This is a genomic window from Cupriavidus sp. 05N39 (assembly GCF_056397325.1).
On record NZ_JBFTNE010000040.1, the window covers coordinates 1 to 24,026 of the forward strand.

Consider the following 24,026-nt stretch of genomic DNA (forward strand, 5'->3'; position numbering starts at 1 on the left):
AGGCGATGCGAGTTTGGGTCCCGGCCGCTCTTTTCGCCGGATCCCGAGGGGGTGTCGCCCCATCCGGCGCGCCTTCTTTGCCTACTTTCTTGGCAAGACAAGAAAGTAGGTCGCCTCCCCGCAGGGGAGGTGAAACTGCCTTTGACTTTGACTTTGACTTTGAAGACCTTGATTTGGACTTGGACGCCAAGGCCCTTGACGTCAAGCAGCCAACATTAAACCCAAAGTTAAACCCACCTACCTAACCGGCCGCCCAACCAACGGATAATTCGGATCGTTATACCCATGCGTAGAAGCATGCCCCGGCCTGACCAACCCATCCACCAACACCTCCTCCTCCCCCGAAACCCCCACCCCCACCGCCCCAAAATAATCCTCGAACTGCGCCAGCGTCCTCGGCCCCGCAATCACCGAACTGACAATAGGATTAGCCAGCACCCACGCCGTAGCGAACTGCCCCAGCTTCAGTCCGCGCGCCTCGGCGTGCGTCTTCAGTGTCTGCGCGATCACCAGCGATTCCTCGCGGAATTCAGTCTCCATCATGCGGCGATCGGCGCGGCCCGCGCGCGAATCCTGCGGCGGTTGCTGGCCCGGCAGGTACTTGCCGGTCAGCACGCCACGCGCAATCGGGCTGTAAGGCACCACGCCGAGTCCGAAATGCTGGCAGGCCGGCAGGATTTCCACCTCGGGCATGCGATTGAGCAGGTTGTAATAGGGCTGGCAGACAACCGGACGCGGCACGCCCAACTGGTCGCACAGCCGCGCGATCTCGGCGATACGCCAGCCGCGGAAGTTCGACACCGCCCAGTACCGGATCTTCCCCGCGCGAACCAGATCTCCCATCGCGCGCACGGGTTCCTCGAGGTTTTCACCCGCGTAGTCGCGATGGAGGTAGAGGATGTCGAGGTAATCGGTCCCCAGGCGGCGCAGGCTTTCCTCCGCCTCGCGCAGGATCCACACGCGCGAGTAATGCGAATGATTGGGCGCGGCCTGCATCGGGTTGCCGAGCTTGCTGGCCAGGATCCAGTCATGGCGGTCGGCGGCCAGCAGCTTGCCCACCATGCGCTCGGAGCCCCCCTTGCTGTAGACATCCGCGGTGTCGATGAAGTTGACGCCGTGCGCGCGGGCGCTGTCCACGATGCGGCCAGCCTCGGCTTCGTCGGTCTGGTCGGCGAACATCATGGTGCCCAGGCACAGCGCCGATACCTTCAGGTTGCTGGCGCCCAGGCGCCGGTATTCCATCTTGAACTCTGACATTGCATTCTTCCTTGATGCGGCGAGGGGAGGCCGGGTGCGAAAGCCTGAGAGCTTACCCCTTGCGAAGAAATCCTGCCTGCCGCACCAGCAGGCAATGCCCTCGGGCCGTGCCTATGCCAGAATGCTAGCCATCGTGATCCGGCGCCGCCGGGCGAAATCTAAATCCGACGACCATGCTCAGCCCATCCCTAATCGCGGCGATCGTGCTGGTGTTTCATATCCTCGGCGTCATCGCCGCCCTGCATGCGGTGATGACGGTGCRCACCGCCCCCGGCGCCATTGCGTGGGCGGGCTCGCTGGTGATGATGCCGTACTTCACCCTGATTCCGTACCTGATCCTGGGCAGCAGCAACTTTGCCGGCTACGTCAATGCGCGCCGCTTCAACAACGACCGGCTGCGCGAGGTGACGCACGACATGGATGCCGGCGAGCGCGAGGCGCGCGATGCCTGCGTGGTGCATTCGCCGTCCCAGGCTTGCCTGCGCGCCTTGCCCCGGCTGACCGGCATGCCATGCCTGGCCAACAACGCCGTGCGGCTGCTGGTCAACGGCGAGGCAACCTTCGCCGCGATCTTCGCTGCCATTGCCGCCGCGAAGAAGGTAGTCATCGTGCAGTTTTTTATCGTCCATGACGATGACCTGGGCCAGGCGTTGCAGCGCTTGCTGTGCGAGCGGGCCGCCGCGGGTGTCAAGGTGTATTTCCTTTACGACAGCATCGGCTCGCATGCGCTGCCGGGCAGCTATGTCAAGCGCCTGCTGGCGGCGGGGGTCGAGGCGCGCGCCTTTGCCACGCGCAAGGGCTTCGTCAATCGTTTCCAGCTGAACTTCCGCAACCATCGCAAAGTCGTGGTGGTGGACGGCGAATGCGCGTTTACCGGCGGGCATAACGTCGGCGACGAGTACATGGGCCTGCAACCGCCGCTGGCGCCGTGGCGCGATACCCATATCGAGATCCGCGGCAGCGCCGTGCTCGATATCCAGATGGTGTTTGCCGAGGACTGGTACTGGGCCGCGCGCGAAGTTCCGGTGCTGCTGCCGCCGCCGGCCGCCGCCGCCGGCGCCATGACCTGCCAGGTGGTTCCGTCAGGCCCGGCCGACGCGCAGGAAACTTGCTCCCTGTTCTTCGTCGAGGCGATCCAGGCGGCGCGCTGGCGGGTGTGGATCACCAGCCCGTACTTCGTGCCGGACGAGGCGGTATTCGCCGTACTGCGGCTGGCGGTGCTGCGCGGGGTGGATGTCCGCATCCTGTTGCCGGCGCGGCGCGACCATCTGGTGGTCTTCGCCGCCTCGACGCTGTACGCCTACCAGGCCATCTGCGCCGGCGTCAAGATCTATCGCTACCAGCCGGGTTTCCTGCACCAGAAGGTCATCCTGATCGACGACGAGGCCGCGGCGGTGGGCAGCGCCAATCTCGACAATCGCTCGTTCCGGCTGAATTTCGAGTTGATGGTGATGACCGCAGACCGCGGTTTCGCCGCCAGCGTGGCGCAAATGCTGGAACAGGATTTCGCGCTGGCGCGGCGGATCGACCGCAACGAGTACATCGGCGGGCCCAGGCTGCGCAGGGTGGCGATGCATGTGGCATCCCTGTTCGCGCCGATTCTCTAGTGTCCGGCGGCTATACCTCGGCCTGTGCGGCCTGTTTCGAGGTGCCAGTCTGCCAGTCTCGCCGCATGATGATGTACGTGAATGAGGTCGACCAGCCGATCAGGATCAGGCCCACCAGCGGCTCGATACTGGCGATCAGGCGCGTGGCCCCGACCGGCGAGATGTCTCCGAGGCTCTGCGTGGTGAAGGTTTCCAGCGAGAAATAAAAGTACACGATGGGCGCGATCGGGCCCGGGCCGGACAGCCCGCCCAGTCCGAGCGCAGAGCCCGACAACCAGTACCCTACCGCGAACACCAGGGCCTCCAGGATATGGGCAACGATGATGCATACGATCAGCACGCCCACATTGACGCGCCCGGTCCAGCGGCGGGGATTCATCCCCGACAACAAGCGCAGGGCCTCGTAATGCATGGCGACGACGGTCACTGTCAGGACGCTGGCGCAAGCCAGGGCCAGCAGGTCGTCGGTGGTGATTCCCATAGGCTTCCCTCGTCAGGCCGGGAACGTTGCCGTCGGTCGCGGCACGCTCACAAACTGTTTGGAATGTAATGGGGGATCACAAGGAAAGCCAGCCCGCGGACGATGCGCGGCCAAACGGAAAGCGGCGGCGCGACCAGGCCACCATGGGACCGGGCAAGGGAAATTTTTGCCACGGTTCCTCGGCTGCAGCCCGGTAGATCCGGTGAAAAGTACCGTATTCGGCATCATAGAGACGAGAGTGCGAACTGCCGTGCACCTGGAACCTTGCCCTCCAGGATGAAGTGGACGTCCCAGACATCGAAAGCCTGGCCCGGCACGCCGGACGGCGCACCAGCAGAATCAAAGCAGCCTGGGCAGGCCGGCTCAATCAAACTCTACGTAGATCTCGCCGCGCGGGCCGTCGTAACCCAGGCGTGGCAACTTGCCGTGCTCGCGGCTGGAGCGGGCGAGAGCGCGGAGCTCGGCCTTGCGGGTGGGCTCGCGCAGCATGCGGCGGGCACCGGTGCTGATTTCGGCGGGGCCGCACTCCGGGTTATGGCACTCGAACCGCACCCACTGCCCGTAGCTGCCGCGACGGGGCTGGGCTTTGGCCTCAGTGCCGCAAAGAGGACAGGTTTCTTGTTTTTCCTTCATAGGCTGATTCTATCGTCGAGACCATGCCGGACATTGCGAACAAGTGTGCGCAGTCCAGTGCCGCGCGGCTGCCCCTCTTCCGGGGGGATCGCCAGACGCGAGGTGAGTGCTTCTCACGGTGCAGACAACAGCCGTGCCACAGGCAGGCAGGCGAATCAACCCGCGCGGTACGCGTCGAGCCGGTTGTACAGCGTCTTGAGACTGATGCCCAGCGATTGGGCTGCCTGCCGCTTGTCGCCGTCGAAGCGCGCCAGCGTGGCGAGGATGATTTCGCGCTGGGCGTCGGCCAGCGACGTCCCGATGCGCACGTTGACGAAACCGTTCAGCGTCGCGGGGCGGGGCGGCTGGGTAGAGAGATTGGGGTTGGCGATATCGACGACACGGTCGGCCAGGATAAAGGCACGGTAGATGGTGTTCTTCAGTTCGCGCACGTTGCCGGGCCAGCCGTAATGCCGCAGGCGTTCCAGGGCGGTGGAAGAGAAGGTCTTTTCCGTCCCCTCCATGGCATTGAATTCCGCAAGGAAGTGCCTGGCCAGTTGCGCGATGTCCTCGCCGCGCTCGCGCAGCGGCGGAATGTGCAAGGGAAACACGGCGAGCCGGTAAAGCAGGTCTTCGCGCAACTGGCCGGCGCGCACGGCTTCGACCGGGTCGCGGTTGGTGGCGGCGAGAATCCTCACGTCGCACACGATCTGCGCGTCGCCGCCCACGCGGTGGAAGGTGCGCGTCTCCAGCACCCGCAGCAGCTTGATCTGCATGTCGGGCGCCATCTCCGTGACTTCGTCGAGGAACAGCGTGCCGCCGCGGGCCTGCTCGAAGTACCCGGCCTTTTGCTGGATGGCGCCGGTAAAACCGCCTTTCTCGTGGCCGAACAATTCCGACTCGATCAGCGTGGCGGGAATCGCGCCGCAATTGACCGCGACGAACGGCCCGGCCCGGCGGGCGCCGCGCTCGTGCACGGCACGCGCCACCAGTTCCTTGCCGGTGCCGCTCTCGCCAACCGCCAGCATCGTGACCTCGGTAGCGGCCACGCGGTCGATCTGCGCCAGGAGTTGCCGCATCACGGGCGAAGAACTCTGCCACAGCAACGCCGTGGGCCCGCCCGGGATAGCGCCACGGCGCGGCGCACCGCTGGCCGGCGCGGCAGGACGAGGGGAAGGGGCAGGGGGGTCGCAGCTTGTCATCGGCAACCAAGGGAGGGTTCAGGCTAATCCTATCGCCTGCGTTGACCTGAAGCCACTGTTTTGATCGGCTGGCACGCTTTCGTGCATTTGGTCCGATCCGCGCGTGAAGTTGTCAGACAGACACGGGTACCGCTGCCGGTGAAGCCTGCCTAGAATAAGACGTATCCCCGGATTCACCCTTGGCCCCGAGACGCATGCTAGCCGTATGTTCAGACATAGGGCCCGCGTTGTGTTTGCCGTCGCCCGCATGGAACATGCCGGAACGACGCACCCGGATTGCGCGCGGTCCCCGCGGCGCACCGGTGGCGTTGTACGCTGCCGATACGGAATATATGCCTCACATTCTGATCGTCGATGACGATGAAAATACCTGTGCTGCACTGTCGGAGATCGTGGCGACTGAAGGCTTTACATCGGCCACTGCCGGCGATCTGCGCGAGGCCTGCCTGCAAATCGGCTGGCAGATGCCCGATGCCGTGCTGGCCGACCTGAAGCTGCCCGACGGCAACGGCATGGACCTGTTCAACGAGGTCGGCACCGCAGGCGTCGAAATGATCCTCATGACAGGCTACGCCAGCGTGGAATCCGCTGTCGACGCCTTGCGCCGGGGTGCAACCGACTACCTGGTCAAGCCGATCAACGTGACACGGCTGCGCACCATCCTGAAACGCATCGCCACCACGGGCGACCTCAAGGCAGAGATCCACTCGCTGCGCGGCGAGTTGCGCCGCTACGGCCGTTTCGGCCGGCTGCTCGGCAGCTCGGAGGCCATGCAGGTGGTCTATGACCAGCTTGGCAAGGTTGCACCTACCGAGGCCACCGTGCTGCTGGTGGGAGAGAGCGGCACCGGCAAGGAACTCGCCGCGCAGACGCTCCACGAGCTATCGGCCCGCCGGCGTCAGCCTTTCCTGGCGGTCAACTGCGGCGCCATTTCTCCCGCGCTGATCGAATCCGAGATGTTCGGCCACGAGCGCGGCAGCTTCACTGGCGCCGAGCGCCAGCACAAGGGCTACTTCGAGCGAGCCGACGGCGGCACGCTTTTTCTCGATGAAATCACCGAGATGCCTATCGAACTGCAGGTCAAGCTGCTGCGCGTGCTGGAATCCGGCGCCTTCATGCGGGTCGGCACCAACCGCGAGCTGCAAGCCGACGTGCGCGTGGTGGCCGCCACTAACCGCAATCCGGAAGAAGCCGTGGCCGACGGCAAGCTGCGCGCCGACCTCTATCACCGGCTCAATGTGTTCCCGATCGAATTGCCGCCGCTGCGCGCGCGTGGCGACGATGTGGTGCAGATCGCCAATACGCTGCTGGAACAGATGAACGGCGAGCACGGCACCCAGCGCCGCTTCGCCCCGGAACTGTTGGACAGCCTGTTGCTGCATGCGTGGCCGGGCAATGTGCGCGAGCTGCGCAACTTCGTGCAGCGGACCTACATCATGGCCGACCGGGACTTGATTGCCGATGCCCATGTGCCGCTGCAGGTGGCGGCGGCGAACCCGGCCGCCACCGCCATGGTGTCGGTGCCGGTGGGCATATCCCTGGCGGACGCCGATCGCCAGTTGATCTTTGCCACGCTGGAGCAATGCTCCGGCGTAAAGAAGCATGCCGCCGAGATCCTCGGCATCAGCCTGAAAACCTTGTATAACCGCCTGGAAGAATATGCCTCGAAAGGCGAGCTACCCGAGTGGCTGCGAGCCAATGGCGCGGGCGCCGCGCAGAACGGAACCACGGCGCCGAACTAGCGTGCGGTGTGCGTGGCCTGGCCCGGCACGCGTCAAGCCTGCCGGACAAGCGCCTGATTGCGGCTTTGGTCCGCGCGCATGCGGCGGTTTCACCGCGCGGTATGCTAATTGCATGGCAACCGGGTGAGCACACCGCCCGCACAAGGTACCGATGTCGCAGCAACCCAACTCCTCCGAAGACCCCGGCGCACCCGGCCAGCCCGCATCCCGCGACGCGCATGAAACGCATGATGCATGCGAGCCACCGGAACCGGTCCAGAGCAGCGCCGAAGTCGCCACGCTGATCGGCCAGATCGCACATGACCTGCGCTCCGCGCTCAACGGGGTGCAGAGTTGGGCCTATGTGCTGGACCACTCGCTGGACATGCCACCCACCCCGGCGCAGCGCGCGCTGGCCGGTATCCGCACCGGCATGCTGCAGCAGCTGGGCCTGATCGAACACATGGAAGAGGCCGTCGCGCTGCTCACGAACGACAGCCCGCCGCAATGGCAACGCGTGGATCTGCTGGCGGCGCTGGAAGCGGCCATGGACGCGGCACGCTCCATGGCGCAAGCGCGTGCCGTGAACCTCGCGGCGGTAGATGTGGACAGCCCGGATGGCACCTCATCGAACCACGCATTTGTGATCGATGCCGACCCGCGCCGCCTCGAACCGCTGTTGCGATATCTGCTGCTGCATTGCATCCGCCACGCGCGCAGCGCGGATACCGTCGAAGCACACCTGAAGCCGGAAGCCGGCCGCATCCGCCTGCGGATCACCGAGAGCCGGGCTCCCAGCGACGCCCGCAGGGACGAGCGCATCGCCGTGCTATCCGACTTCTTCAGCAGGCGCCCCGCCGAAGGCGGCGCATCGGCGCCGCGCCAGGGTACCGCGTTGCTGCTGGCAAGGCGGCTCGTGGAAACCCAGGGCGCGCACATCGTGGCGGAAGGACAGGGGTGCTCCACGGACGGTAGATCCATATGCGTCGCAGTGAGTTTCCCGGTCCATGCGGAGCGGGGCTGATCTAGCCGGGACCCCGCAGTTTTTACCGGCTTCGGCATAAAGTGCATGGTGCCCGCATGCGCGGGCATCGTCTTATTTGCATGCCGTTGTGCCTTGCGTGGCGAACCGGTGGCTCCCGCAGGCCGTCATTCGCTGATTCCAGCAGAGGCAGCCACGGCCGCCACAGGCGGGGCCCCGGTGTTCTGCGTCCACTCAGGCGCGCTGCGGCGGGGGCGCTGGCAAATCCCCTGGAGGCGGGTCGCTGACCGGCGCCGGCGGATCGGGATCGGGCACTGCCGGTTGTGGAACGTCGGGGTCGGGTGGCGCCTGATCGGGTTCGGGCGTGATGTGGAACTGAATCCGCATAGGTCTCTCCGGGGTCTGTAGCACGGCCGGTAGCGGCGTAAACCGGGCCGCGGTCGATAGGCAAGGGCGGGGCAAGCGCCTGGCTCAGGCTCGGGCTCAGCCGGCTTCCCCCGGTTCATCCAGGATACGCGACAGCGCCTCCAGGTCCACCGGCTTGACCAGGTGGCGATCGAAACCCGCCTGCGTTGTACGCTGCCGGTCCGCCGGCTGGCTGTAGCCGGTCAGCGCCACCAGGCGTACATGCTGCAATTCCGGGATGGCCCGCAGGCGCCGGGCGATCTCGAAGCCGTCCATGGCCGGTATGCCGAGGTCGAGCAAGATGACGTCGGGCCGGGTCTTGGCCGCGCGCGCGATGGCGGCGGGACCGTCGATGGCGGTCACCACCGTGTGCCCCATGGCTTCGAGCGTAAGGGCTATGGCCTCCAGCGCGTCGATGTTGTCGTCCACCACCATCACCGTGCGCGGCGTGCCCGGCCGGGACCTGAGCTTGCCGACTTCTGGCCGCCAGCTCTGCCAGGGCTGGGCGGGCAGTTCCACCACGAAGGCGCAGCCAAGGCCAGGGCCGGCGCTCTCGGCATGGACATTGCCGCCATGCAGATTGACAAGCTTTTGTACCAGCGAGAGCCCGATACCCATGCCTTCCTGTCCGGCGGCGGCAGGACGCTTGTCGCCGTGATGCGCCGTGGCCGGATCGAAGATGGCCTGCAGCGCTTGCGGCGACAGCCCGGGTCCATTGTCCCGCACCTTGATGGTAAGCAGGCTGCCGTCGCACGTAACCTCAAGCGCGAGCTGGCCGTCCGGCTGCGTATAGCGCGCGGCGTTGTGCAGCAGGTTGCTGAAGATCTGGGTCAGCCGCACGAGGTCTCCGCGCACGGGCATCGGTCCTTCCGGTACGCTCAGCCGCAGCGAGTGGCCACGCGTGTCGATCAGCGGCCGCACGGCTTCCACAGCGGTGCTCAGCGCCGTGCGCAACTCGACAATATCGTTGCGCAGCACAATGCGGCCCTGGGTGAGGCGCGAGATATCGAGCAGGTCGTCGACCAGCCGCGTCAGGTGATGCAGCTGGCGGGCGATGATGTCGCGGGCCTTGAAGGTCTCCTCGCGCGTGGGCGCGCACCGCATCAGCAGGTCGACCGCGCTGCGCATCGGCGCGAGCGGGTTCCGCAGTTCGTGGGCCAGCATGGCCAGGAAATGGTCCTTGCGGTGGTCTTCTTCCAGCAGCATGCGCTCGGCGCGCTTTTGCGGCGTGATGTCCTGGCAAATGCCGGCCACGCGATAGAAGACGCCCGCCGTATTGGAGACCGGGAACGCGCGCGCGCGGACTTCGCGCACCTCGCCATCGCCCCGCACCAGCCGGAACTCGGCATCCATACGGCCGTCCGCCATCATCGCGCCGAAGGCCACTTCCATGCGCTCGCGGTCCTCGGCCTGCACGCAGTCCAGCCAGGTGCGCGGGTTGTGCTTCAGTTCCTCCATCGGACGGCCCCACAACCGCGCAAACGACGGGCTCATGTACAGGAACTGGCTCTCCGCCGGATCGAGGATCCACAGCGCATCGGAAAGGTTCTCGGCCAGCTGGCGGAACAATTCCTCGTTCTCGCGCAAGGCTTGCGAGGACTGGCGGAAAGCTTCCTCGGCCTTGCGCATGCGCAGCAGGGCCTTGATGCTCGACACCAATTCCTCCGCTTCCACCGGCTCGATCAGGTAACTGTCGGCGCCACCATCGAGCGCCTGCACGCGGTGGCGCGACTCGGTTAGCGCGGCGGAGGTCTGCAGCACCAGCGTACTGGCGGTTTCGGGATCGTTCTTGATCAGCCTGCACACTTCCAGCCCGTTGATGTCGGGCAGATTCACATCCAGCAGCACCAGGTCCGGGGCGTGCTGGCGGATCAGCGACAGCGCGGCCTGCCCGCTCGCAGCCTCCAGCACGGAGAAGCCCGCGCGTTGCAGGATGCGGCCCTTGACGTAGCGAGGCCCGTCGCTGTCGTCGACATTGAGGATCAGGGGCCGCCTGGCGGCTTCTGGAGAGGGCAGAATGTTCATGGCAAGCTCAGCGATATTGGGTATCGAACGAGACGGCCGGACGCGTGCGCGCGGGGTCATGGGCGGGGATCATCGGCGCATCCACGGGAGACGCGCCGGTGATATTGATGATGGCAGGTTCGCCTGCAAGAGCTTGTAAGAACTACAAGGAAGTCCGGGCTCTCATCGGTAGATTCTGCATGTAGTGTTCGCGCCACGATTTTCCCCTTGCTGAGCGCAATGCCTGTCGTTCCTTTTGCTGGCCAATGTTGGCGGGCGAGCCGTGCAACCAAGCCAGTCCGCTACGGCTCATGTGGCGGGCGGGATCGCAAAAATCGTGCAAAAGCCGTGCCCGCGTGTAGACACCAGGACACCAGGGGGACGCCCGCAAGGCGGCGGCAAGGGACGGCGTCACAGGGTGCCGTGCCACCCGTGAGGCCGGCGCCGCGCAGCCATAAGCGGCCGGATTGCCAAGTGCAGCAGGCGCGACCATACTGGCCGTTCCGCAGTGTCAGAGCCAGAACGAGCCCAACGCCGATGCGCCAGGATCCTCCCCACCCGCCGAACTCCCCGCAGGAAAGACCGACCGCTGCGCATGACCATGACCATAAACACGGCGGCAGCACGCTGTCCGAGATGGACCTGCGTGTGCGCGCGCTGGAATCGCTGCTGGTGGAGAAGGGTTACGTCGACCCCGCCGCGCTGGACATCTTGATCGAGACCTACGAGCAGCAGATTGGCCCGCGCAATGGCGCGCGGGTGGTAGCCAAGGCCTGGAGCGACCCGGCCTACAAGGCCTGGCTGCTGGCGGACGCCACTGCGGCGATCGCCTCGCTGGGCTTCAGCGGGCGCCAGGGCGAGCACATGATCGTGCTGGAGAACACGCCGGCGACCCACAATATGGTGGTGTGCACCTTGTGCTCCTGCTATCCCTGGCCCGTGCTTGGACTGCCGCCGGTCTGGTACAAGTCGGCGCCGTACCGCGCCCGGGCGGTGATCGATCCGCGCGGCGTGCTGCGCGATTTCGGCTTCACGCTGCCGGATGCGGTGCAGCTACAGGTGTGGGACTCCACAGCCGAACTGCGCTACCTGGTGCTGCCCATGCGTCCGGCGGGCACGGATGGCTGGAGCGAGGAAGCGCTGGCCGCGCTGGTCACGCGCGATTCGATGATTGGCACCGGGCTGCTACCCGACATGGTGGCGCCGGCAACGGCAAAGGAACCGGCATGAACGGCGCGCAAGACCTTGGCGGCATGCAGGGCTTCGGCCCGGTCCGCCCCGAACCCGGCGAACCGCCGTTCCACGCCGAATGGGAGCGCCGGGTACTGGCGCTGACACTGGCCATGGGCGCGGTCGGCAAGTGGAACATCGATACCTCGCGCGCGGCCCGCGAAAGCCTCCCGCCGGCGCGGTACCTGGGCAGCAGCTACTTCGAGATCTGGTTTGAAGGGCTCAAGGCCTTGCTGCTCAAGACGGGCCTGGCCGACGCCGGGGAGATCGCCAGCGGGCATTCCAGCGCGGCGCCGGTCCCCCTGGCGCGCGTCCTGGAAGCGGAGCAGGTAGCGCCCGCCCTGGCACGCGGCTCGCCCAGTGCCCGGCCGGCCACGGCGGAGGCGCGCTTCCACCTTGGAGAGCGGGTCCGTACCCGTCAGATGCATCCCGCCGGCCATACCCGGCTGCCGCGCTATTGCCGTGGCCGGCAAGGCGAGATCGTGGCGGTGCATGGCGCCCATGTCTTCCCCGATGCCAGCGCGGCCGGCGCCGGGGACCAGCCGCAATGGTTGTATACGGTGCGCTTTACCGCCAGCGAACTGTGGGGCGCCGATACCACCGCGGCTTCGGTCAGCGTGGATTGCTGGGAGCCTTACCTGGATCCGGCGGAGGCTGCCCATGGCTGAGCCCATTGCCGCCCCGCCGGCGCCGCCGGCCACCTTGCAAGCCATGCGCGCCGCGTTGCCGGCCTTGCCGTGCGACAGCACCGGCCCGGTCTTCCGCGAGCCATGGGAAGCCCAGGCCTTCGCCATGACGCTGGCGCTGCATGAACGCGGCGCCTTCACCTGGACCGAATGGGCAGCCAGCCTCTCCCAGGTCATCCGTGATGCCCAGGCCAACGGGGACCCGGACACCGGCCAGCATTACTACCTGTTCTGGCTGACCGCGCTGGAACAGATCAGCGCCGCCAAGGGCCTGGTCGACCAGGCCGCGCTGCTGGACCGGCGCGACGCCTGGATCGCCGCAGCCCGGCGCACCCCGCACGGGCAGCCAATCGAGCTTGGCTGAGGCCGCTCGCGGCAGCCTGGCCTCGGCAGCGTTATGCTTGTTTCCTGCCCGGCGCGCAGCGTGGAGCCGGCTTGCCGGCCGGGAGGTTCAAGGCGGACTTCCAGGCGGACAGGCATGGCTGCTTCGAGCACCGGATCAAGTGCCGAATCACGCGCCGCCTGCGGTCCGGCCCCGCTCGTGCTACCGTAGCGGGCTAGACGCTGCAAAGCGCCCCGATGCCGTGCCACCAAGGCCGGCGCCAAACTCCGACTGACATGACTGACACAGAGATCCAGCTGATCGGCTCCGCCCGCCTGCCGACCCGCTTTGGCGAATTTACCGCCCACGCCTTCAAGGGTGCCGTTTCGGGCACCGAACACCTGGCGCTGAGCGTCGGCGATATCACCGGCGAAGCCGTGTTGACCCGCCTGCATTCCGAATGCCTGACCGGCGACGTGTTCGGCTCGTGCCGCTGCGACTGCGGCGAGCAACTCGACCTGGCGATGAAGAAAATCGCCGAAGAAGGGCGCGGCATCCTGCTCTACCTGCGCGGACAGGAAGGGCGCGGGATCGGCCTGGGCCACAAGATCCGCGCCTATGCGCTGCAGGACGGCGGGCTCGACACGGTCGACGCCAATCTGGCGCTGGGCCAGGAAATCGATAGCCGCAACTACGCCTTCGCCGCCGACCTGCTGCATCAGTGGGGCGTCAAGTCGATCCGGCTGATGAGCAACAATCCCAAGAAGAAGCAGGCCCTGGAAGCCGCCGGCATCACGGTGGTGGAACAGATGCGCCACATCGTGCCGTCCAACGCCGAGAACCAAAAATACCTGGAGACCAAGCGCGAGCGCATGGGGCACCTGCTGGACTGATCGCGGCAGGCTGAGGCTGGACCAGCCCCGGTGCCAGGCCGACTGCGAAGAAGGGCCTGAGCAACTAAAAGCGCACAAAATCGGCAAGCTAACCGATTTATCCGGCTACACTTTCGTCTCAGCGCCACCATCCACAGCCATTAGCCGGTTCTCAACATGCTTGCCCAGATTCAACGCAGTTGCGGTGAAAGCGCGATGCGCCTGCGCCGGGTGCTTGCCAGGGAAGTTCATCTAGACATCCGCCAGCCGGCGCAGGTCAAGCGCATCCGTCTGCTGGGCTGGCTCGCCTTCATCGGGTTTCCGACCTTCTACGTGGTCTGGAAATTCGTCTTCCCCCAGCCGTATGAAAGCCTGACCCTGCGGCTGGTGGCGATGGTGATGTGCCTGCCACTGATCGTAAGCCGCGACTTGAGGGATAAGAAGTGGCTGCCAGTGCATTTTTGGTTGACGTTGACATACGCGTTGTCGTTCTTCTTCGTCTACATGTATTTGATGAATCACGGCAACCTGGTCTGGTCCCAGTCGCTCGTGATTGCCGTCATCATCCTGTTCAACTTCAGCGGCTGGCTGGGCGGCRCCACCTCGCTGGTGCTGGGTACGGCGGCGGCCTGGCTGGTCTATAACTACGTCACCCCTCCCCCCGCGGCGCTGCTGGCGGTGAACTGGCCGATGGAACTGCCGATCATCGGCTTCACCATCTGCACCATCGCCGTGCTCAAGATAGACCAGCGCATCCTGATCCAGGAAAAACTCGACGGCATGGCGATTGCGCTAGGCACCGTTGCCCACGAACTGCGCACGCCAATCCGCAGCATCGGCTCGACCGCGCTAGGCATGGGCCGCTACCTGCCAGGCCTGATCCGCTTTTACGAGGAAAATGAGACGCCGGAGAACTCGCTGAACCTGCCGCGTGCGCATTTCGGCTTGCTCAAGGATGCCTTGCCACGCATCCAGATGGAAGTCGACCGCATGAACCACGGCATCGACGTGCTGCTGGTCAACGCGCGGGTCAAGGCGCAACAAGGGCCCAGCGAGCATTTCCCGCTGGGCCAGGCGATCGAAGAGGCGCTGGCGCGCTATCCCTTCGAACCTGGCCAGCGCGACCTTGTGCATGCCGACCTGACGACGGATTTCCCTATCCACGCCGACCAGAAGCTGATGGTGATGGTGCTGTTCAACCTGCTCAAGAATGCCCTGCATGCATTGGCGCGGGCAGGGCACGGCGAGATCCGGCTGAGCCTGGAGCTAGGCACCCGGCGCAACCGCCTGATCTTCCGCGACACCGGCACAGGCGTGCCGGAGCGCGAACTGTCGTCCATCTTCAAGCGCTTCCATACCTATCCACGCAACGAGGGCACGGGCATCGGTCTGGCGTTCTGCAGGGAGACGCTTGAAGCCTGGGATGGCCGTATCCACTGCAGTTCGGTCGAGCACGAATATACGGAGTTCGTCCTCGAATTCCCGCCAGCCACGCCGCGCCGCGAAGGCGAAGGCGCGGCTGGCTGAAGGCCGCGGCCTCTCGCCGGCGCTCAGGCCGTGCCGTGCAGCGCTTCCAGCGTCTCGTGCAGCACGGACTGCCTGGCCATCGGCGGCCGTGCCACGGCCGCGCGCGGCTTGCGCTGGGAGGAACGCCAGCCCGCCAGGTTCACCTCATCGCGGATTTCCGCGCACACCTGGATCAGCCGCTCGATTTCCACGGCGGTCAGGCAGGCGTGCATGGTCAGACGCATCAGGGCGCGGTCGCGCGCCGTGGCCGGCGCGCAGAACACGGCGCCAAAGATGCCGCGCGATTGCAGGGCATTGCGCAGCACCAGGGTTTGCTCCTCGGTGCCGGATTCCAGCGCAATGATCTGCTCGGAACCTGCCGAGACGTTGTAGCCCAGCCCGGACAAGGCATTGCGCACCTGCGTCGAGACCACGTGCAACTGTGTGCGGCGTTCATCCGCCTCGGCAATGAAATCCGCGGCGGCGTCGAACCAGGCCAGTTCATGTTGCAGCAGGCCCGAGCTGAAAATGGCCGGGCGCGATTCCGCGGCGAAATAACCCTTGAACGACGACGGGCATGTGACCAGCCCGGCACGGCCGCCGAAGGCCTTGGCCAGGCTGGCGGTCTGGAAGTGAACCCGGCGCGAGAGGCCGAGCTGCGCTACCAGCCCGGCGCCGGCCGGGCCATGGGTGCCCAGCGAGTGCGATTCGTCGACCACGATCACGCTGCCCGTGCGCTCGGCCACCTCCACGAAATCTGCCAGCGGGCAAAGRCTGCCATTGGTGCTGTAAACCGAATCCACCACGATGATGCCCGGGCCATCCTTGCGGATCTGGCGCTCGGCGTGCTCGGCATCGTTGTGCATGAACGGCACGGCACGCGCACGTGCCGCGTGGACGCCTTCCCATAGCGACATATGGGCCAGCATGTCGAGATAGACCGGCGTGCGTTCATTGGCGATGCTTTGCAGCAGCCCTACATTGGCCGCCCAGCCTGACTGGCACAGGATGCTGTCCTCCGCGCCGCTGAATGCCGCCAGCTTGCGCTCGAGCCGGCTGGTGGGATTGTCGCCGTACTGGAAGACCGCCGACATCAGCAGTTCGCTCTCCGGCCCGCGCATCGCGGCCGTCTGGGCCCTGACCAGCTTCTCTTCGCCAAGCAGGCAAAGGTAGTCATTGCTGGAAAAATGGACGGCATCCGGTCCGGGTTGCCGGCCGTGCAGCAAATGGCTGCCGCCCCAGCGCTTTTGTACCCGCTCGACCTCGTGGCCCGCGACCCGCTGGGTGACGAATTCAGGCCAGGCGGCCACCGAGGCAGCGTGGGAGGTACGGTTAGTTTGCAGGCAACCCGAGTCCATATTGATCATTACATTCCCCTAGGAGGTACTCCGACAAAAAAGTCGGCCGGATGGCCGAAGACTGGTCGTGGCAACGCAGGCGCTGCCCGCGCCCTTTGTTTGCAATGTATTTCCGGGGCGGGCAAGGTGCCTGTTACGTCTTTCGAAATTCGAGTTTCGTGCTGCGCCGACAAGCTATTCTGCCGTGTGTCGGGGAGTTCGCCTCGTTCACTCGCGCACGACTGGCGTGGCAAAACCACGCTTGCGGTCACGCGAGGGCCGAGGCGGCTGTATCCGCGGGGTGGGAGGGACAAAGATTCAGCGGAAGATATTTCTCCAGGGCGGGTCCCGGCGCCCGGCGGAACAGCGCCGGGAAGCCAGTGGTGCTGCCGTGGCTGGCGCCACTCAGTAGATAAAGCGCTTAATAAGCCACTTCACTGCAGGGCTTGGCGGGGACCGATGCATGGCCAAGGTACAGCGTGGCCGATCGCAACGACCTTGCCATCTTGGAGGAAACCGGCAAGGGTGAGGATGTGGCCAGGAGAAAGCACGCGGGTGCGCTGCAGGAACAGGAACAGAGCTTCGATATCCGCGCACCGGTGGAGCGCCAGTACCAAGGCGCACCGCGCAACCGCGACCTGATCAGCGACGTGCGCAACCGTTATCGCACGACCTGAGGCCTGGCGCCCGGCCAGGTCGGCCGGCACGGTGCTCACCCTGGATTGGCATCCCCCCCGAAAGCCTTCTAAGATCAAAGTCCACCCCATCCAGGACCAGACGATGAGCAAGCCCGCCGCCCCGGCTCCGCCGGCATCACCAGCGCCCAAAGTTGCACCTGAGCCCGCCAGCAAGGACGACCATGTGGAAGACGAGTTGGACGAAGCGCTCAGGGAAACCTTTCCCGCGAGCGACCCGATTTCGGTGGACCATGGGAGCCCGGCCCGGCCTCGCAAATAACCGGCGCGCCGCGCCGCCCGGGCCGGGTGTGCCTAGACCAGTTGCCGCAACTGCGCGACGACCTTCATCAGTTGCCCGTGCGCGACGATCACGCCGGACTCGTCCTGCAGGGCTTGCTGGTAGCGATCGCGAAACGCCGGGTCGCTGTTGGGGCCGAACAGCTTCTCGGTGGCCGCGGCGACCGYGCGGCAGGTTTCATCGTGGTGCTCGGGCGCATCCAGCTCTTCGTCGATCTCGATAATCAGGCGTGACAGCGGATCGAGCCAGCGAAAATAGGTCTCCTCGGTCACAACCTGCACGAACAGTCCAGCCGGGATCGGGCCATGCAAGCGCTCGTACTCCGTGCGATTCAGTGCGATCACTTCCTTGTGCACTTTCAACAGAGCGGCACGCAACGCACGCAGTCCACTGCGGCGATCTTCCTGCTTGGCGAGGAACTGTTCGTGTGGCATATCCCTTCTCCTATTCCCATTTCTATTCGCGTTCCTGTTCTTCACGGCCTGGAGCGCGGGGGCCGCCTTGCGGCCCGCTAGTCAGTATAGGCAGGTGTGCAAGGCTGGCGGCAGCCCTGCACACTCGGGGGCATCCCTGATGGATTGTTTGCGAAATCACTGAAACCGGGCGGCTTCCGCCATGGGTTGCGGGTGATGGCCTGCCTTCCGGAAAGCCTTGTTTTCGTACATGGAGGCATCGGCCTCGGCAAGCAGCGCGGCGATGCCATCGTGGCGTGCCGGCTCGAACTGGATGGCCCCCACGCTGAACTCGATGGCATAGCCACGGGCGGCGTGCCGGTTGAACGCCGCCATCTCAGCCTCCAGGCGTGCCAGCGTGGCGCCGCACACGGTGGCATCGGCGCCGGTGAGCAATGCCACGAACTCATCGCCGCCCAGCCGGCCAACCACGTCCGAGTCGCGCAGGGCGTGGCGCAGTTGCGCCGCGAATGCCGACAGGGCACGGTCGCCCTCCGCGTGACCGAAGCGGTCATTGATGGCCTTGAATCCATCCAGGTCGAAGAACAGCAGCGTGGCAGACTTTTCCAGCCGCCTGCAAACGCTGAGCGCGTGTTGCGCCAGCGCGCAGAATCCACGGCGGTTGGACAGCAGCGTGAGTTCGTCCATATTGGCAAGCTGGAGCGCGGCAAGCTCCTGTTCGGCCATCCGTGCCAGGTCGCGCAGCAAGGCGCGGTCCTCTTCGCCGAACTCTCGCGGCTGCACGTCGATCAGGCACAGTGTGCCCAGCTTGCTGCCGTTGGCGACCGACAGCGGGCAACCCGCATAGAAGCGAATGCCCGGTTGGCCGGTCACCATCGGGTTATCGTGAAAACGTTCGTCCAGCAGCGCGTCCGGCACCATCAGGATGCCGTCGTCGAGGATCGCGTGCCCGCAAAAGGAGATTTCCCGCGGCGATTCGGTCTCGGACAAGCCGGCACACGATTTGAACCACTGCCGGTTGGCGTCGACCAGGCTGACCAGCGCAATGGGAACGCCGAAGAGGCGCCGGGCCAGGCGAGTCAGGCGGTCGAAGCGCTCCTCCGGGGCCGTGTCGAGGATACTCAGGCAGCGGAGCGTTTCCAGGCGAAGCGGTTCGTCGGCAGGTATGGCGGGATACTTCATAAGGGTTCAGCGTCTGGCAAGGGAAAAGGTGCGACAGCGTGAGTCCTTCCGCCGGTGACGGCAATCCGAACGGTGCCCTGGGCCCCGATGCAAGGGACAAGAGGCGTACCGGAGGTTGGAAGCCGCATTCCGGCACGCACGCCGCTTGGATGGATAACGGCATGCTCGGCGCGGATTGTAATGAATCGCCGGGTTCGTCCGGATCCGCATCCAAATTCAGGCGGGCATCAGACGGGCATCAGCACCGCAACCGAGCCTGCTGGTCGCGCAGCGCGCGATAGCGCCTGCGGTAATCCTCCTGCTCGGGCAGACGCGCGTTGCGCCGGACGCTGTAGTCGTAGTCCAGCTGGCGAATCTGGTTGCCCAGCCAATGGCACTGGTTGAGCTCGGTCCGCACCGACTCAGCCTGCTCGCGTGCGATGCGTGCCTGATATTCGTTTTCCTCCGCCTGGCGCTTTTGCAGGAACTGCTGGTTGGCTGCTTCCGTAGCCGGCTCCGGGCTGATGCGTGAGAGGTTGCCGCCCAGCACGGTGCCTTGCCAGCCCGGCGGGCAGGCTATATCGGTATAAAGCGTCTTGTTGCCGCTTACGCATTTGCCGGCATGGGCGGTACCCATGAAAAGGCCCAACGCTAGCAGGACAAACCATTGCCGCATGGCATTCCCCCGTAGATGCCGCTGTAAACCGCGGCCGTCTTGAACGCATCGAAAGGCCGGCGGGTGATCAAACGCGCTTGGTCCGCCGAGGACATTCAGGGATCTGGCGATGTGCGCGATCCGGCCCATATTCTTATGCGGCTGGCCCGGCTTGTCCAGCAGCGGCATTGCCTCCGCATGGAGCGGGCCGGCGGCAATTCAGCGCGGCGCGTCCTTGTCGCCTTCATCCTGGGTTTGACCCGCTTCCTGGCCGGGTTCCGGCACGCCGATCAGGTCCGCCGCCATCGAGCGCCGCGCGTCGGCCGCCCGGAAATACCGCACCAGCGTAGCCACGCTGGTATGCCCGGTCATGGCCATGGTCTCTGCCAGCGGCAYCTGGCGTGCAGCCGCCTCGGTGACAAAGCCTGAGCGTAGCGAGTGCGCCGAGAAGTCACCCCTCAGGCCTGCCGCCTCGCAACGCTGCCTGACGATTTTGCGCACGGCGGCGTCCGATAGTGCCTCGCCAACATGGCCCCCCCGGCGAACACGCCGGAAGATGGCGCCCTCGCCAAGCGCCGCCGCCTGCAGCCACGCCTCCAGCGCCGCGCCCGCGGCGCCAATGACCGGCTTGTCGTTGTCCGGCAGATCCGCGCCGGTCTGGTTGGTCTTCGACCAGCCCAGTTGATAGACGAACTCCCCGGGTGCGATGCGTGTGAGGTTGGCCAGCGTAGCGCCCGCCACCTCCGAACGCCGCCGGCCGCCGCTTGACCAGGCAAACAGCAGCAGGGCACGGTCGCGCAGGCCGATCAGCGAATCGTCGCAGGTTGCCAGCAGGCGGGACAGGGGTTCGCGCGTGAGCGCCGCCTTGCGCGCCGGGCGTTCGCCACGCTTCGCGTAAGCGCGCCGCGTGCGCGACATCAGTTCACGCACGGCAGGGTCCGCGCAAGGGTTATCCGCATTCTCCAGCCGGTGCGCCTTGGCGATGACCGCCAGCCGGTGCATCAGCGTAGCCAGCGCGGGCGGGCCGGTGCGCGCCTTGAGCCCGCGCGCCACCAGCGCGGCATCGATCGCCGGCGGCAACGCACTCGCCGGCCCCTGCGGCGTGGACCGGGTGGCGTGGTCTACCACGAACTGGATAACGACCGCCGGCAGCAAGGGAAGGGCGATCGGCTGGCCGTAGCGCAGAGCGAACCAGCCCGCCCAATACCGTAGGGCGGAACGATAACTGGCCACGGTGTTGGCGGATTCTCCCTCGCGGTACAGCGCCTCGGCGGCCTGGCGGCCAAGCGGATCGAGTTCGGACGGGTGAAGCGGCGCAGGAAAATCGGCATGAACGGGCGTCAGGCTGGAGGATTCGGGGCGTTTGGGCTGGCTTTCGGCGGGACTGCCCGGAAGCGGCTGCGATTTGCGAGTAATCATAATAAATATGATGTATGCTGTATTAAATTATACACCAAGAACGGATAAGGCGCGATAACTATTCCTTATCGAGCCTTATCCAAGTGGCGCGACCAAGAGGCGCCGAAAAACTTGCCCAACCATGCAAATTGCCAACATGCCCGCCGCAACGCGCTCCCGCTCCATCACCCAGCAAGACGTCTGGCAGGCCGCCGATGCCTTGCTGCTGGCTGGCCAGCGGCCCACCATCGAACGCATCCGGCTGCATCTGGGACGAGGCTCGCCCAATACCGTCAGTCCACACCTGGATGCATGGTTCGCCGGGCTAGGCGCGCGATTGCAGGATCCGCAAGCCTTTGCAGCCCCGGCCGGCCTGCCGGAACCGGTCAACCAGGCCGCCCGCTATCTGTGGGACGCCGCGCAGGCGGAGGCCAGGGCGGCAGTGGCGGCAAGCTACGCATCGCGGGAAGCCGCCCTGGCGCAAGCACGGGAAGCACTCGAAGCGGAGCAGGCAGCGTTGGCCCAGGAACGCGCCATCCTGCAAGCCAGGCTGGAAGCCGCGGACAACGCGCTGGCGGAACTCGGCCGCGCGCGCGACGAGGCCAGCGAACGCGCTGCCCACGCCGAAGCAAGGCTGCTGGCGCAGCAGGCCGACAACGAGACGCTGCGGGCCACGCTGGCGCGCTTACAGGAAGAAAAGGACGCGATGCTGCGCGACACCGCAGCCCAGCGCACCGCCTGGGACAAGGAACGCGAAACCATGGCAGAGCGTTCTGGCGCCAATGAACGGCGCATGGCGCTGGAACTGGACGCGGCGCGCGTTGCGGCAAGGGAAGGGCAGCGGTTGCTGGAGAGCCAGCGGAAGGCCGCGCAACAGAAGCTGATTGAAGCCGCCGACAGCGCGGGGCGGCAAGCCGAGGAAATCACACAACTCGGCAATGCGCTGGCCATGAGGGACGAGCGGGTCAGGCAGCAGGATGGGCTGCTGGCGGAATATCGGCAGTTGCTGGAGACCCGCGCCGAGGCGGAGGCGGATGGGGTGCGGTCCGCTAGCGCGCCCGGCCGGCAGAGTCCGGCCCGGGCAAGGCCGCTCAGGCCCGTTCGGCGGCCGCGCTTCAAGGTTTAGCGGAATATGCGCCCGATCAGGCGATCCGACGTGGCTGAAGAATCGGGAAAATACTTGAGCTTACAGCCTCAAGCATTTGATTTTATTACATAAAAAATGAATCATGAGCTGGCATCTTCCACGGATCGCGGGGCGGGTTGTTGGCGGCAAGCTCCGCACGGCCATCACAAGCCGGAAGGGCCGACAGATAGAATGTAAAACATCAAGTTATCGCTATAAAAAATTGATTTTATTCAGAAAATTTACAGAACAAGGGAAGCCGCCAGAACGCAAATAGCATGACGAAGCAAATCAAGATCAATCCGGCGATCTGGTCATCTTCGCCGCGACTGACGGCATGGACTCATCTCTCGCACCGCCCCCGCAGCAGCCGCCCCGGCAACGCCCCCGTCGCCACCTTGTTCTCAAAAATCGGCACGCCCGCCACCACCGTAGCGACATAGCCATCGGCTTCCTGCACCAGCCGCCGCCCGCCGGCCGGCAGGTCGAAAGCCATACGCGGCGCATGCAGGCGCAGGCGCGCGTAGTCGATAACGTTCACATCCGCCTTCATGCCGGGCAGCAGCGTGCCGCGATCGGTCATCCCGTAAAGCCGCGCGGTGTCGGCAGACTGGCGCTTGACCATGGCTTCGAGCGCGAGCCGCGGGCCCCGGCTGCGCTCGCGGGCCCAGTGGGTCAGCATGAAGGTTGGCATGCTGACATCGCAGATATAGCCGCAATGCGCGCCACCATCGGACAGGCTGTTGACGGTGGCCGGATGCTGAAGCATCTCGTGCAGGTGGGAGAGCGTGCCGTAGGAGTAGTTGAAGCTGGGGTAGTAGAGGATGGCCTTGCCGTCGTTGGCCAGCATCAGGTCATAGATGATGGCAAGCGGCTCCTGGCCGCGGCTGGCGGCGATGGCGGCGACGCTCTTCTCGGGCGCCGGTTCGTAGTCCGGCGATTCGCCCAGCGGAAAAATGCGCGGGTAGTTGGCGAACATGGATTCGATGCCGCGGTCCATGCGTGCGCGCGGCTCGGACAGGATGCGTGCACGCACCGCAGGGTCGCGCAAGCGGGCAATGCGCGCCTCGAAGGACAGGGCGGCGAGCTCGATAAAGGCCGGGCTGGCGATAAAGGGATGCAGGCTGCTTTGCCAGGAGAACAGCAGGCCCAACGGCCGGCCGCTGATGCCCCCATACAATGGCACCCCCTCGGCATGCGCGCGGTCGAGCGTGGTCATCAGGTCGCGCCACAGGTCCGGAGCCGGATCAGTCTGCTGCAGGTTGAACAGCACCGGCAGGCCAGTGTGGCGCGCCAGCCGTTCCAGCCAGGGCAGCTCGTTATCCATCGACACGTGATTGGCCGTCATCTGGAAGACCCCGTGCCCGGCCTCGCCCAGCACGCGGCCGAGCCGGGTGATTTCTTCTCCGGTGACGAAGGTGCCGGGCGGGTACTTGCGTTCATCGTACTTATGCAGGAAGGTCCGCGAGGTGGAGAAACCCAACGCGCCAGCGTCCATGCCCTGGCGTACCAGTTCGCACATCTGGTCGAGATCGTCGGGCGTGGCTTCGTCGTGATCAATGCCGCGATCGCCCATCACGTAGGCGCGCAGCGCGGCATGCGGAATCTGGGCGCCGATATCCAGCGCCTTGGGGCGACGGTCCAGCGCATCGAGATATTCCGGGAAGGTCTCCCAGTCCCACTGGATGCCCTCGGACAGCACCGAACCGGGAATATCTTCGACGCCCTCCATGACCTTGATCAGCCAGGCGCGGTCGGCGGGGCGCACCGGCGCGAAGCCGACCCCGCAGTTGCCCATCACGGCCGTGGTGACGCCGTGGCCGGTGGACGGAGAAAGGTAGGGATCCCAGGTGGCTTGCCCGTCGTAGTGCGTGTGGATGTCAATCCAGCCGGGCGTGACGAGAGCGCCTGCTGCGTCCAGCTCGCGCCGCGCGGAGCCCGCCTTGCCGCCAACCTGGCTGATCATGCCGCCGTCGATCGCGAGGTCGCCCTGAAAGCTCTCGCGGCCGGTGCCGTCGACGATGGTGCCGCTGCGGATGACTAAGTCATGCATGGAATCTGTTCCTTCTGTCTT

General features: G+C 65.6%; 21 protein-coding genes. 10 read left to right on the plus strand and 11 right to left on the minus strand.

Annotated elements, in window-relative coordinates:
• Window positions 1-237 precede the first annotated feature (237 nt).
• Window positions 238-1,257: an aldo/keto reductase gene (locus AC1DN0_RS19865; protein ID WP_428179885.1), complete on the minus strand. Its 1,020-nt coding sequence runs from the start codon at window positions 1,255-1,257 to the stop codon at window positions 238-240.
• A 173-nt stretch (window positions 1,258-1,430) separates the two neighbouring features.
• Between AC1DN0_RS19865 and cls the strand changes: the two genes are divergently transcribed.
• Window positions 1,431-2,864 carry a cardiolipin synthase gene (gene cls, locus AC1DN0_RS19870; RefSeq protein ID WP_477145933.1) on the plus strand — a complete coding sequence of 478 codons (1,434 nt, stop codon included), beginning with the start codon at window positions 1,431-1,433 and terminating at the stop codon, window positions 2,862-2,864.
• A gap of 10 nt (window positions 2,865-2,874) precedes the next feature.
• Here cls and AC1DN0_RS19875 read toward each other — a convergent pair whose 3' ends face one another.
• From AC1DN0_RS19875 to AC1DN0_RS19885, 3 genes are all read right to left on the minus strand, one after another.
• A complete protein-coding gene (locus AC1DN0_RS19875) occupies window positions 2,875-3,345 on the minus strand; it encodes an ion channel (protein ID WP_045238737.1) in 471 nt (156 codons plus the stop codon).
• 363 nt (window positions 3,346-3,708) lie between these two features.
• Complete coding sequence (locus AC1DN0_RS19880; protein WP_441629579.1) at window positions 3,709-3,978, minus strand: hypothetical protein; 270 nt, start codon at window positions 3,976-3,978, stop codon at window positions 3,709-3,711.
• A gap of 155 nt (window positions 3,979-4,133) precedes the next feature.
• On the minus strand, window positions 4,134-5,159 hold the full coding sequence (locus AC1DN0_RS19885) for a sigma-54 interaction domain-containing protein (RefSeq protein ID WP_441629580.1): 1,026 nt from the start codon (window positions 5,157-5,159) through the stop codon (window positions 4,134-4,136).
• Window positions 5,160-5,491: 332 nt separating this feature from the next.
• On the opposite strand from AC1DN0_RS19885, the gene AC1DN0_RS19890 reads away from it, so the two are divergent.
• Window positions 5,492-6,901: a sigma-54-dependent transcriptional regulator gene (locus tag AC1DN0_RS19890; RefSeq protein ID WP_441629581.1), complete on the plus strand. Its 1,410-nt coding sequence runs from the start codon at window positions 5,492-5,494 to the stop codon at window positions 6,899-6,901.
• Between the two features lie 151 nt (window positions 6,902-7,052).
• Window positions 7,053-7,904, plus strand: a complete 852-nt coding sequence (locus AC1DN0_RS19895; RefSeq protein ID WP_441629582.1) for a histidine kinase — start codon at window positions 7,053-7,055, stop codon at window positions 7,902-7,904.
• A gap of 441 nt (window positions 7,905-8,345) precedes the next feature.
• On the opposite strand, the gene AC1DN0_RS19900 is transcribed toward AC1DN0_RS19895, so the two are convergent.
• Window positions 8,346-10,292: a hybrid sensor histidine kinase/response regulator gene (locus AC1DN0_RS19900; protein WP_441629583.1), complete on the minus strand. Its 1,947-nt coding sequence runs from the start codon at window positions 10,290-10,292 to the stop codon at window positions 8,346-8,348.
• A gap of 516 nt (window positions 10,293-10,808) precedes the next feature.
• On the opposite strand from AC1DN0_RS19900, the gene nthA reads away from it, so the two are divergent.
• The 5 genes from nthA (at window position 10,809) to AC1DN0_RS19925 (ending at window position 14,908) form a co-directional block, all read left to right on the plus strand.
• Window positions 10,809-11,501 carry a nitrile hydratase subunit alpha gene (gene nthA, locus AC1DN0_RS19905; RefSeq protein ID WP_441629584.1) on the plus strand — a complete coding sequence of 231 codons (693 nt, stop codon included), beginning with the start codon at window positions 10,809-10,811 and terminating at the stop codon, window positions 11,499-11,501.
• Window positions 11,498-12,169 (plus strand): nitrile hydratase subunit beta, encoded by a 672-nt coding sequence (nthB, locus tag AC1DN0_RS19910; RefSeq protein WP_441629585.1) that lies wholly within the window; start codon window positions 11,498-11,500, stop codon window positions 12,167-12,169. The genes nthA and nthB overlap by 4 nt, the downstream gene beginning before the upstream one ends.
• The gene (locus tag AC1DN0_RS19915) at window positions 12,162-12,551 is read left to right on the plus strand and encodes a nitrile hydratase accessory protein (RefSeq protein ID WP_441629586.1); all 390 of its coding nucleotides are present in this window, start codon (window positions 12,162-12,164) and stop codon (window positions 12,549-12,551) included. The genes nthB and AC1DN0_RS19915 overlap by 8 nt, the downstream gene beginning before the upstream one ends.
• A 254-nt stretch (window positions 12,552-12,805) precedes the next feature.
• Window positions 12,806-13,402, plus strand: coding sequence for a GTP cyclohydrolase II (gene ribA / locus AC1DN0_RS19920; RefSeq protein ID WP_477103958.1), 597 nt, complete (start codon window positions 12,806-12,808; stop codon window positions 13,400-13,402).
• Window positions 13,403-13,558: 156 nt separating this feature from the next.
• Window positions 13,559-14,908 carry a sensor histidine kinase gene (locus AC1DN0_RS19925; protein WP_477145934.1) on the plus strand — a complete coding sequence of 450 codons (1,350 nt, stop codon included), beginning with the start codon at window positions 13,559-13,561 and terminating at the stop codon, window positions 14,906-14,908.
• A 23-nt stretch (window positions 14,909-14,931) separates the two neighbouring features.
• Here AC1DN0_RS19925 and cqsA read toward each other — a convergent pair whose 3' ends face one another.
• On the minus strand, window positions 14,932-16,254 hold the full coding sequence (cqsA, locus tag AC1DN0_RS19930; protein WP_441629589.1) for an alpha-hydroxyketone-type quorum-sensing autoinducer synthase: 1,323 nt from the start codon (window positions 16,252-16,254) through the stop codon (window positions 14,932-14,934).
• A 449-nt stretch (window positions 16,255-16,703) separates the two neighbouring features.
• Here cqsA and AC1DN0_RS19935 point away from each other — a divergent pair, with 449 nt between their 5' ends.
• On the plus strand, window positions 16,704-16,901 hold the full coding sequence (locus tag AC1DN0_RS19935) for a ferritin family protein (protein ID WP_441629590.1): 198 nt from the start codon (window positions 16,704-16,706) through the stop codon (window positions 16,899-16,901).
• A gap of 312 nt (window positions 16,902-17,213) precedes the next feature.
• Here the strand turns inward: AC1DN0_RS19935 and AC1DN0_RS19940 are convergent, their stop codons facing one another.
• From AC1DN0_RS19940 to AC1DN0_RS19955, 4 genes are all read right to left on the minus strand, one after another.
• The gene (locus AC1DN0_RS19940) at window positions 17,214-17,633 is read right to left on the minus strand and encodes a hypothetical protein (RefSeq protein WP_477145935.1); all 420 of its coding nucleotides are present in this window, start codon (window positions 17,631-17,633) and stop codon (window positions 17,214-17,216) included.
• 156 nt (window positions 17,634-17,789) lie between these two features.
• Window positions 17,790-18,794 carry a GGDEF domain-containing protein gene (locus tag AC1DN0_RS19945; RefSeq protein ID WP_441629591.1) on the minus strand — a complete coding sequence of 335 codons (1,005 nt, stop codon included), beginning with the start codon at window positions 18,792-18,794 and terminating at the stop codon, window positions 17,790-17,792.
• Between the two features lie 238 nt (window positions 18,795-19,032).
• Window positions 19,033-19,617 carry a hypothetical protein gene (locus AC1DN0_RS19950; protein WP_441629592.1) on the minus strand — a complete coding sequence of 195 codons (585 nt, stop codon included), beginning with the start codon at window positions 19,615-19,617 and terminating at the stop codon, window positions 19,033-19,035.
• Window positions 19,618-19,647: 30 nt separating this feature from the next.
• Window positions 19,648-20,847, minus strand: coding sequence for a site-specific integrase (locus AC1DN0_RS19955; RefSeq protein ID WP_477145936.1), 1,200 nt, complete (start codon window positions 20,845-20,847; stop codon window positions 19,648-19,650).
• Window positions 20,848-20,968: 121 nt separating this feature from the next.
• Between AC1DN0_RS19955 and AC1DN0_RS19960 the strand changes: the two genes are divergently transcribed.
• Window positions 20,969-21,952: a DNA-binding protein gene (locus AC1DN0_RS19960; RefSeq protein ID WP_441629594.1), complete on the plus strand. Its 984-nt coding sequence runs from the start codon at window positions 20,969-20,971 to the stop codon at window positions 21,950-21,952.
• Window positions 21,953-22,295: 343 nt separating this feature from the next.
• Here AC1DN0_RS19960 and AC1DN0_RS19965 read toward each other — a convergent pair whose 3' ends face one another.
• Entirely contained in the window at window positions 22,296-24,005 is a 1,710-nt protein-coding gene (locus tag AC1DN0_RS19965; protein ID WP_441629595.1) for an N-acyl-D-amino-acid deacylase family protein, read from the minus strand.
• Between the last annotated feature and the right edge of the window lie 21 nt (window positions 24,006-24,026).

Coding starts and splice junctions, on each gene's coding strand:
- AC1DN0_RS19900 (WP_441629583.1), bottom strand. CDS start 10,292: ATGAACATTCTGCCCTCTCCAGAAGCCGCCAGGCGGCCCCTGATCCTC.
- ribA (WP_477103958.1), top strand. CDS start 12,806: ATGACTGACACAGAGATCCAGCTGATCGGCTCCGCCCGCCTGCCGACC.
- AC1DN0_RS19965 (WP_441629595.1), bottom strand. CDS start 24,005: ATGCATGACTTAGTCATCCGCAGCGGCACCATCGTCGACGGCACCGGC.
- AC1DN0_RS19915 (WP_441629586.1), top strand. CDS start 12,162: ATGGCTGAGCCCATTGCCGCCCCGCCGGCGCCGCCGGCCACCTTGCAA.
- nthA (WP_441629584.1), top strand. CDS start 10,809: ATGCGCCAGGATCCTCCCCACCCGCCGAACTCCCCGCAGGAAAGACCG.
- AC1DN0_RS19945 (WP_441629591.1), bottom strand. CDS start 18,794: ATGAAGTATCCCGCCATACCTGCCGACGAACCGCTTCGCCTGGAAACG.
- nthB (WP_441629585.1), top strand. CDS start 11,498: ATGAACGGCGCGCAAGACCTTGGCGGCATGCAGGGCTTCGGCCCGGTC.
- AC1DN0_RS19960 (WP_441629594.1), top strand. CDS start 20,969: ATGCAAATTGCCAACATGCCCGCCGCAACGCGCTCCCGCTCCATCACC.
- AC1DN0_RS19895 (WP_441629582.1), top strand. CDS start 7,053: ATGTCGCAGCAACCCAACTCCTCCGAAGACCCCGGCGCACCCGGCCAG.
- AC1DN0_RS19865 (WP_428179885.1), bottom strand. CDS start 1,257: ATGTCAGAGTTCAAGATGGAATACCGGCGCCTGGGCGCCAGCAACCTG.
- AC1DN0_RS19885 (WP_441629580.1), bottom strand. CDS start 5,159: ATGACAAGCTGCGACCCCCCTGCCCCTTCCCCTCGTCCTGCCGCGCCG.
- AC1DN0_RS19875 (WP_045238737.1), bottom strand. CDS start 3,345: ATGGGAATCACCACCGACGACCTGCTGGCCCTGGCTTGCGCCAGCGTC.
- AC1DN0_RS19950 (WP_441629592.1), bottom strand. CDS start 19,617: ATGCCGCTGCTGGACAAGCCGGGCCAGCCGCATAAGAATATGGGCCGG.
- AC1DN0_RS19880 (WP_441629579.1), bottom strand. CDS start 3,978: ATGAAGGAAAAACAAGAAACCTGTCCTCTTTGCGGCACTGAGGCCAAA.
- AC1DN0_RS19890 (WP_441629581.1), top strand. CDS start 5,492: ATGCCTCACATTCTGATCGTCGATGACGATGAAAATACCTGTGCTGCA.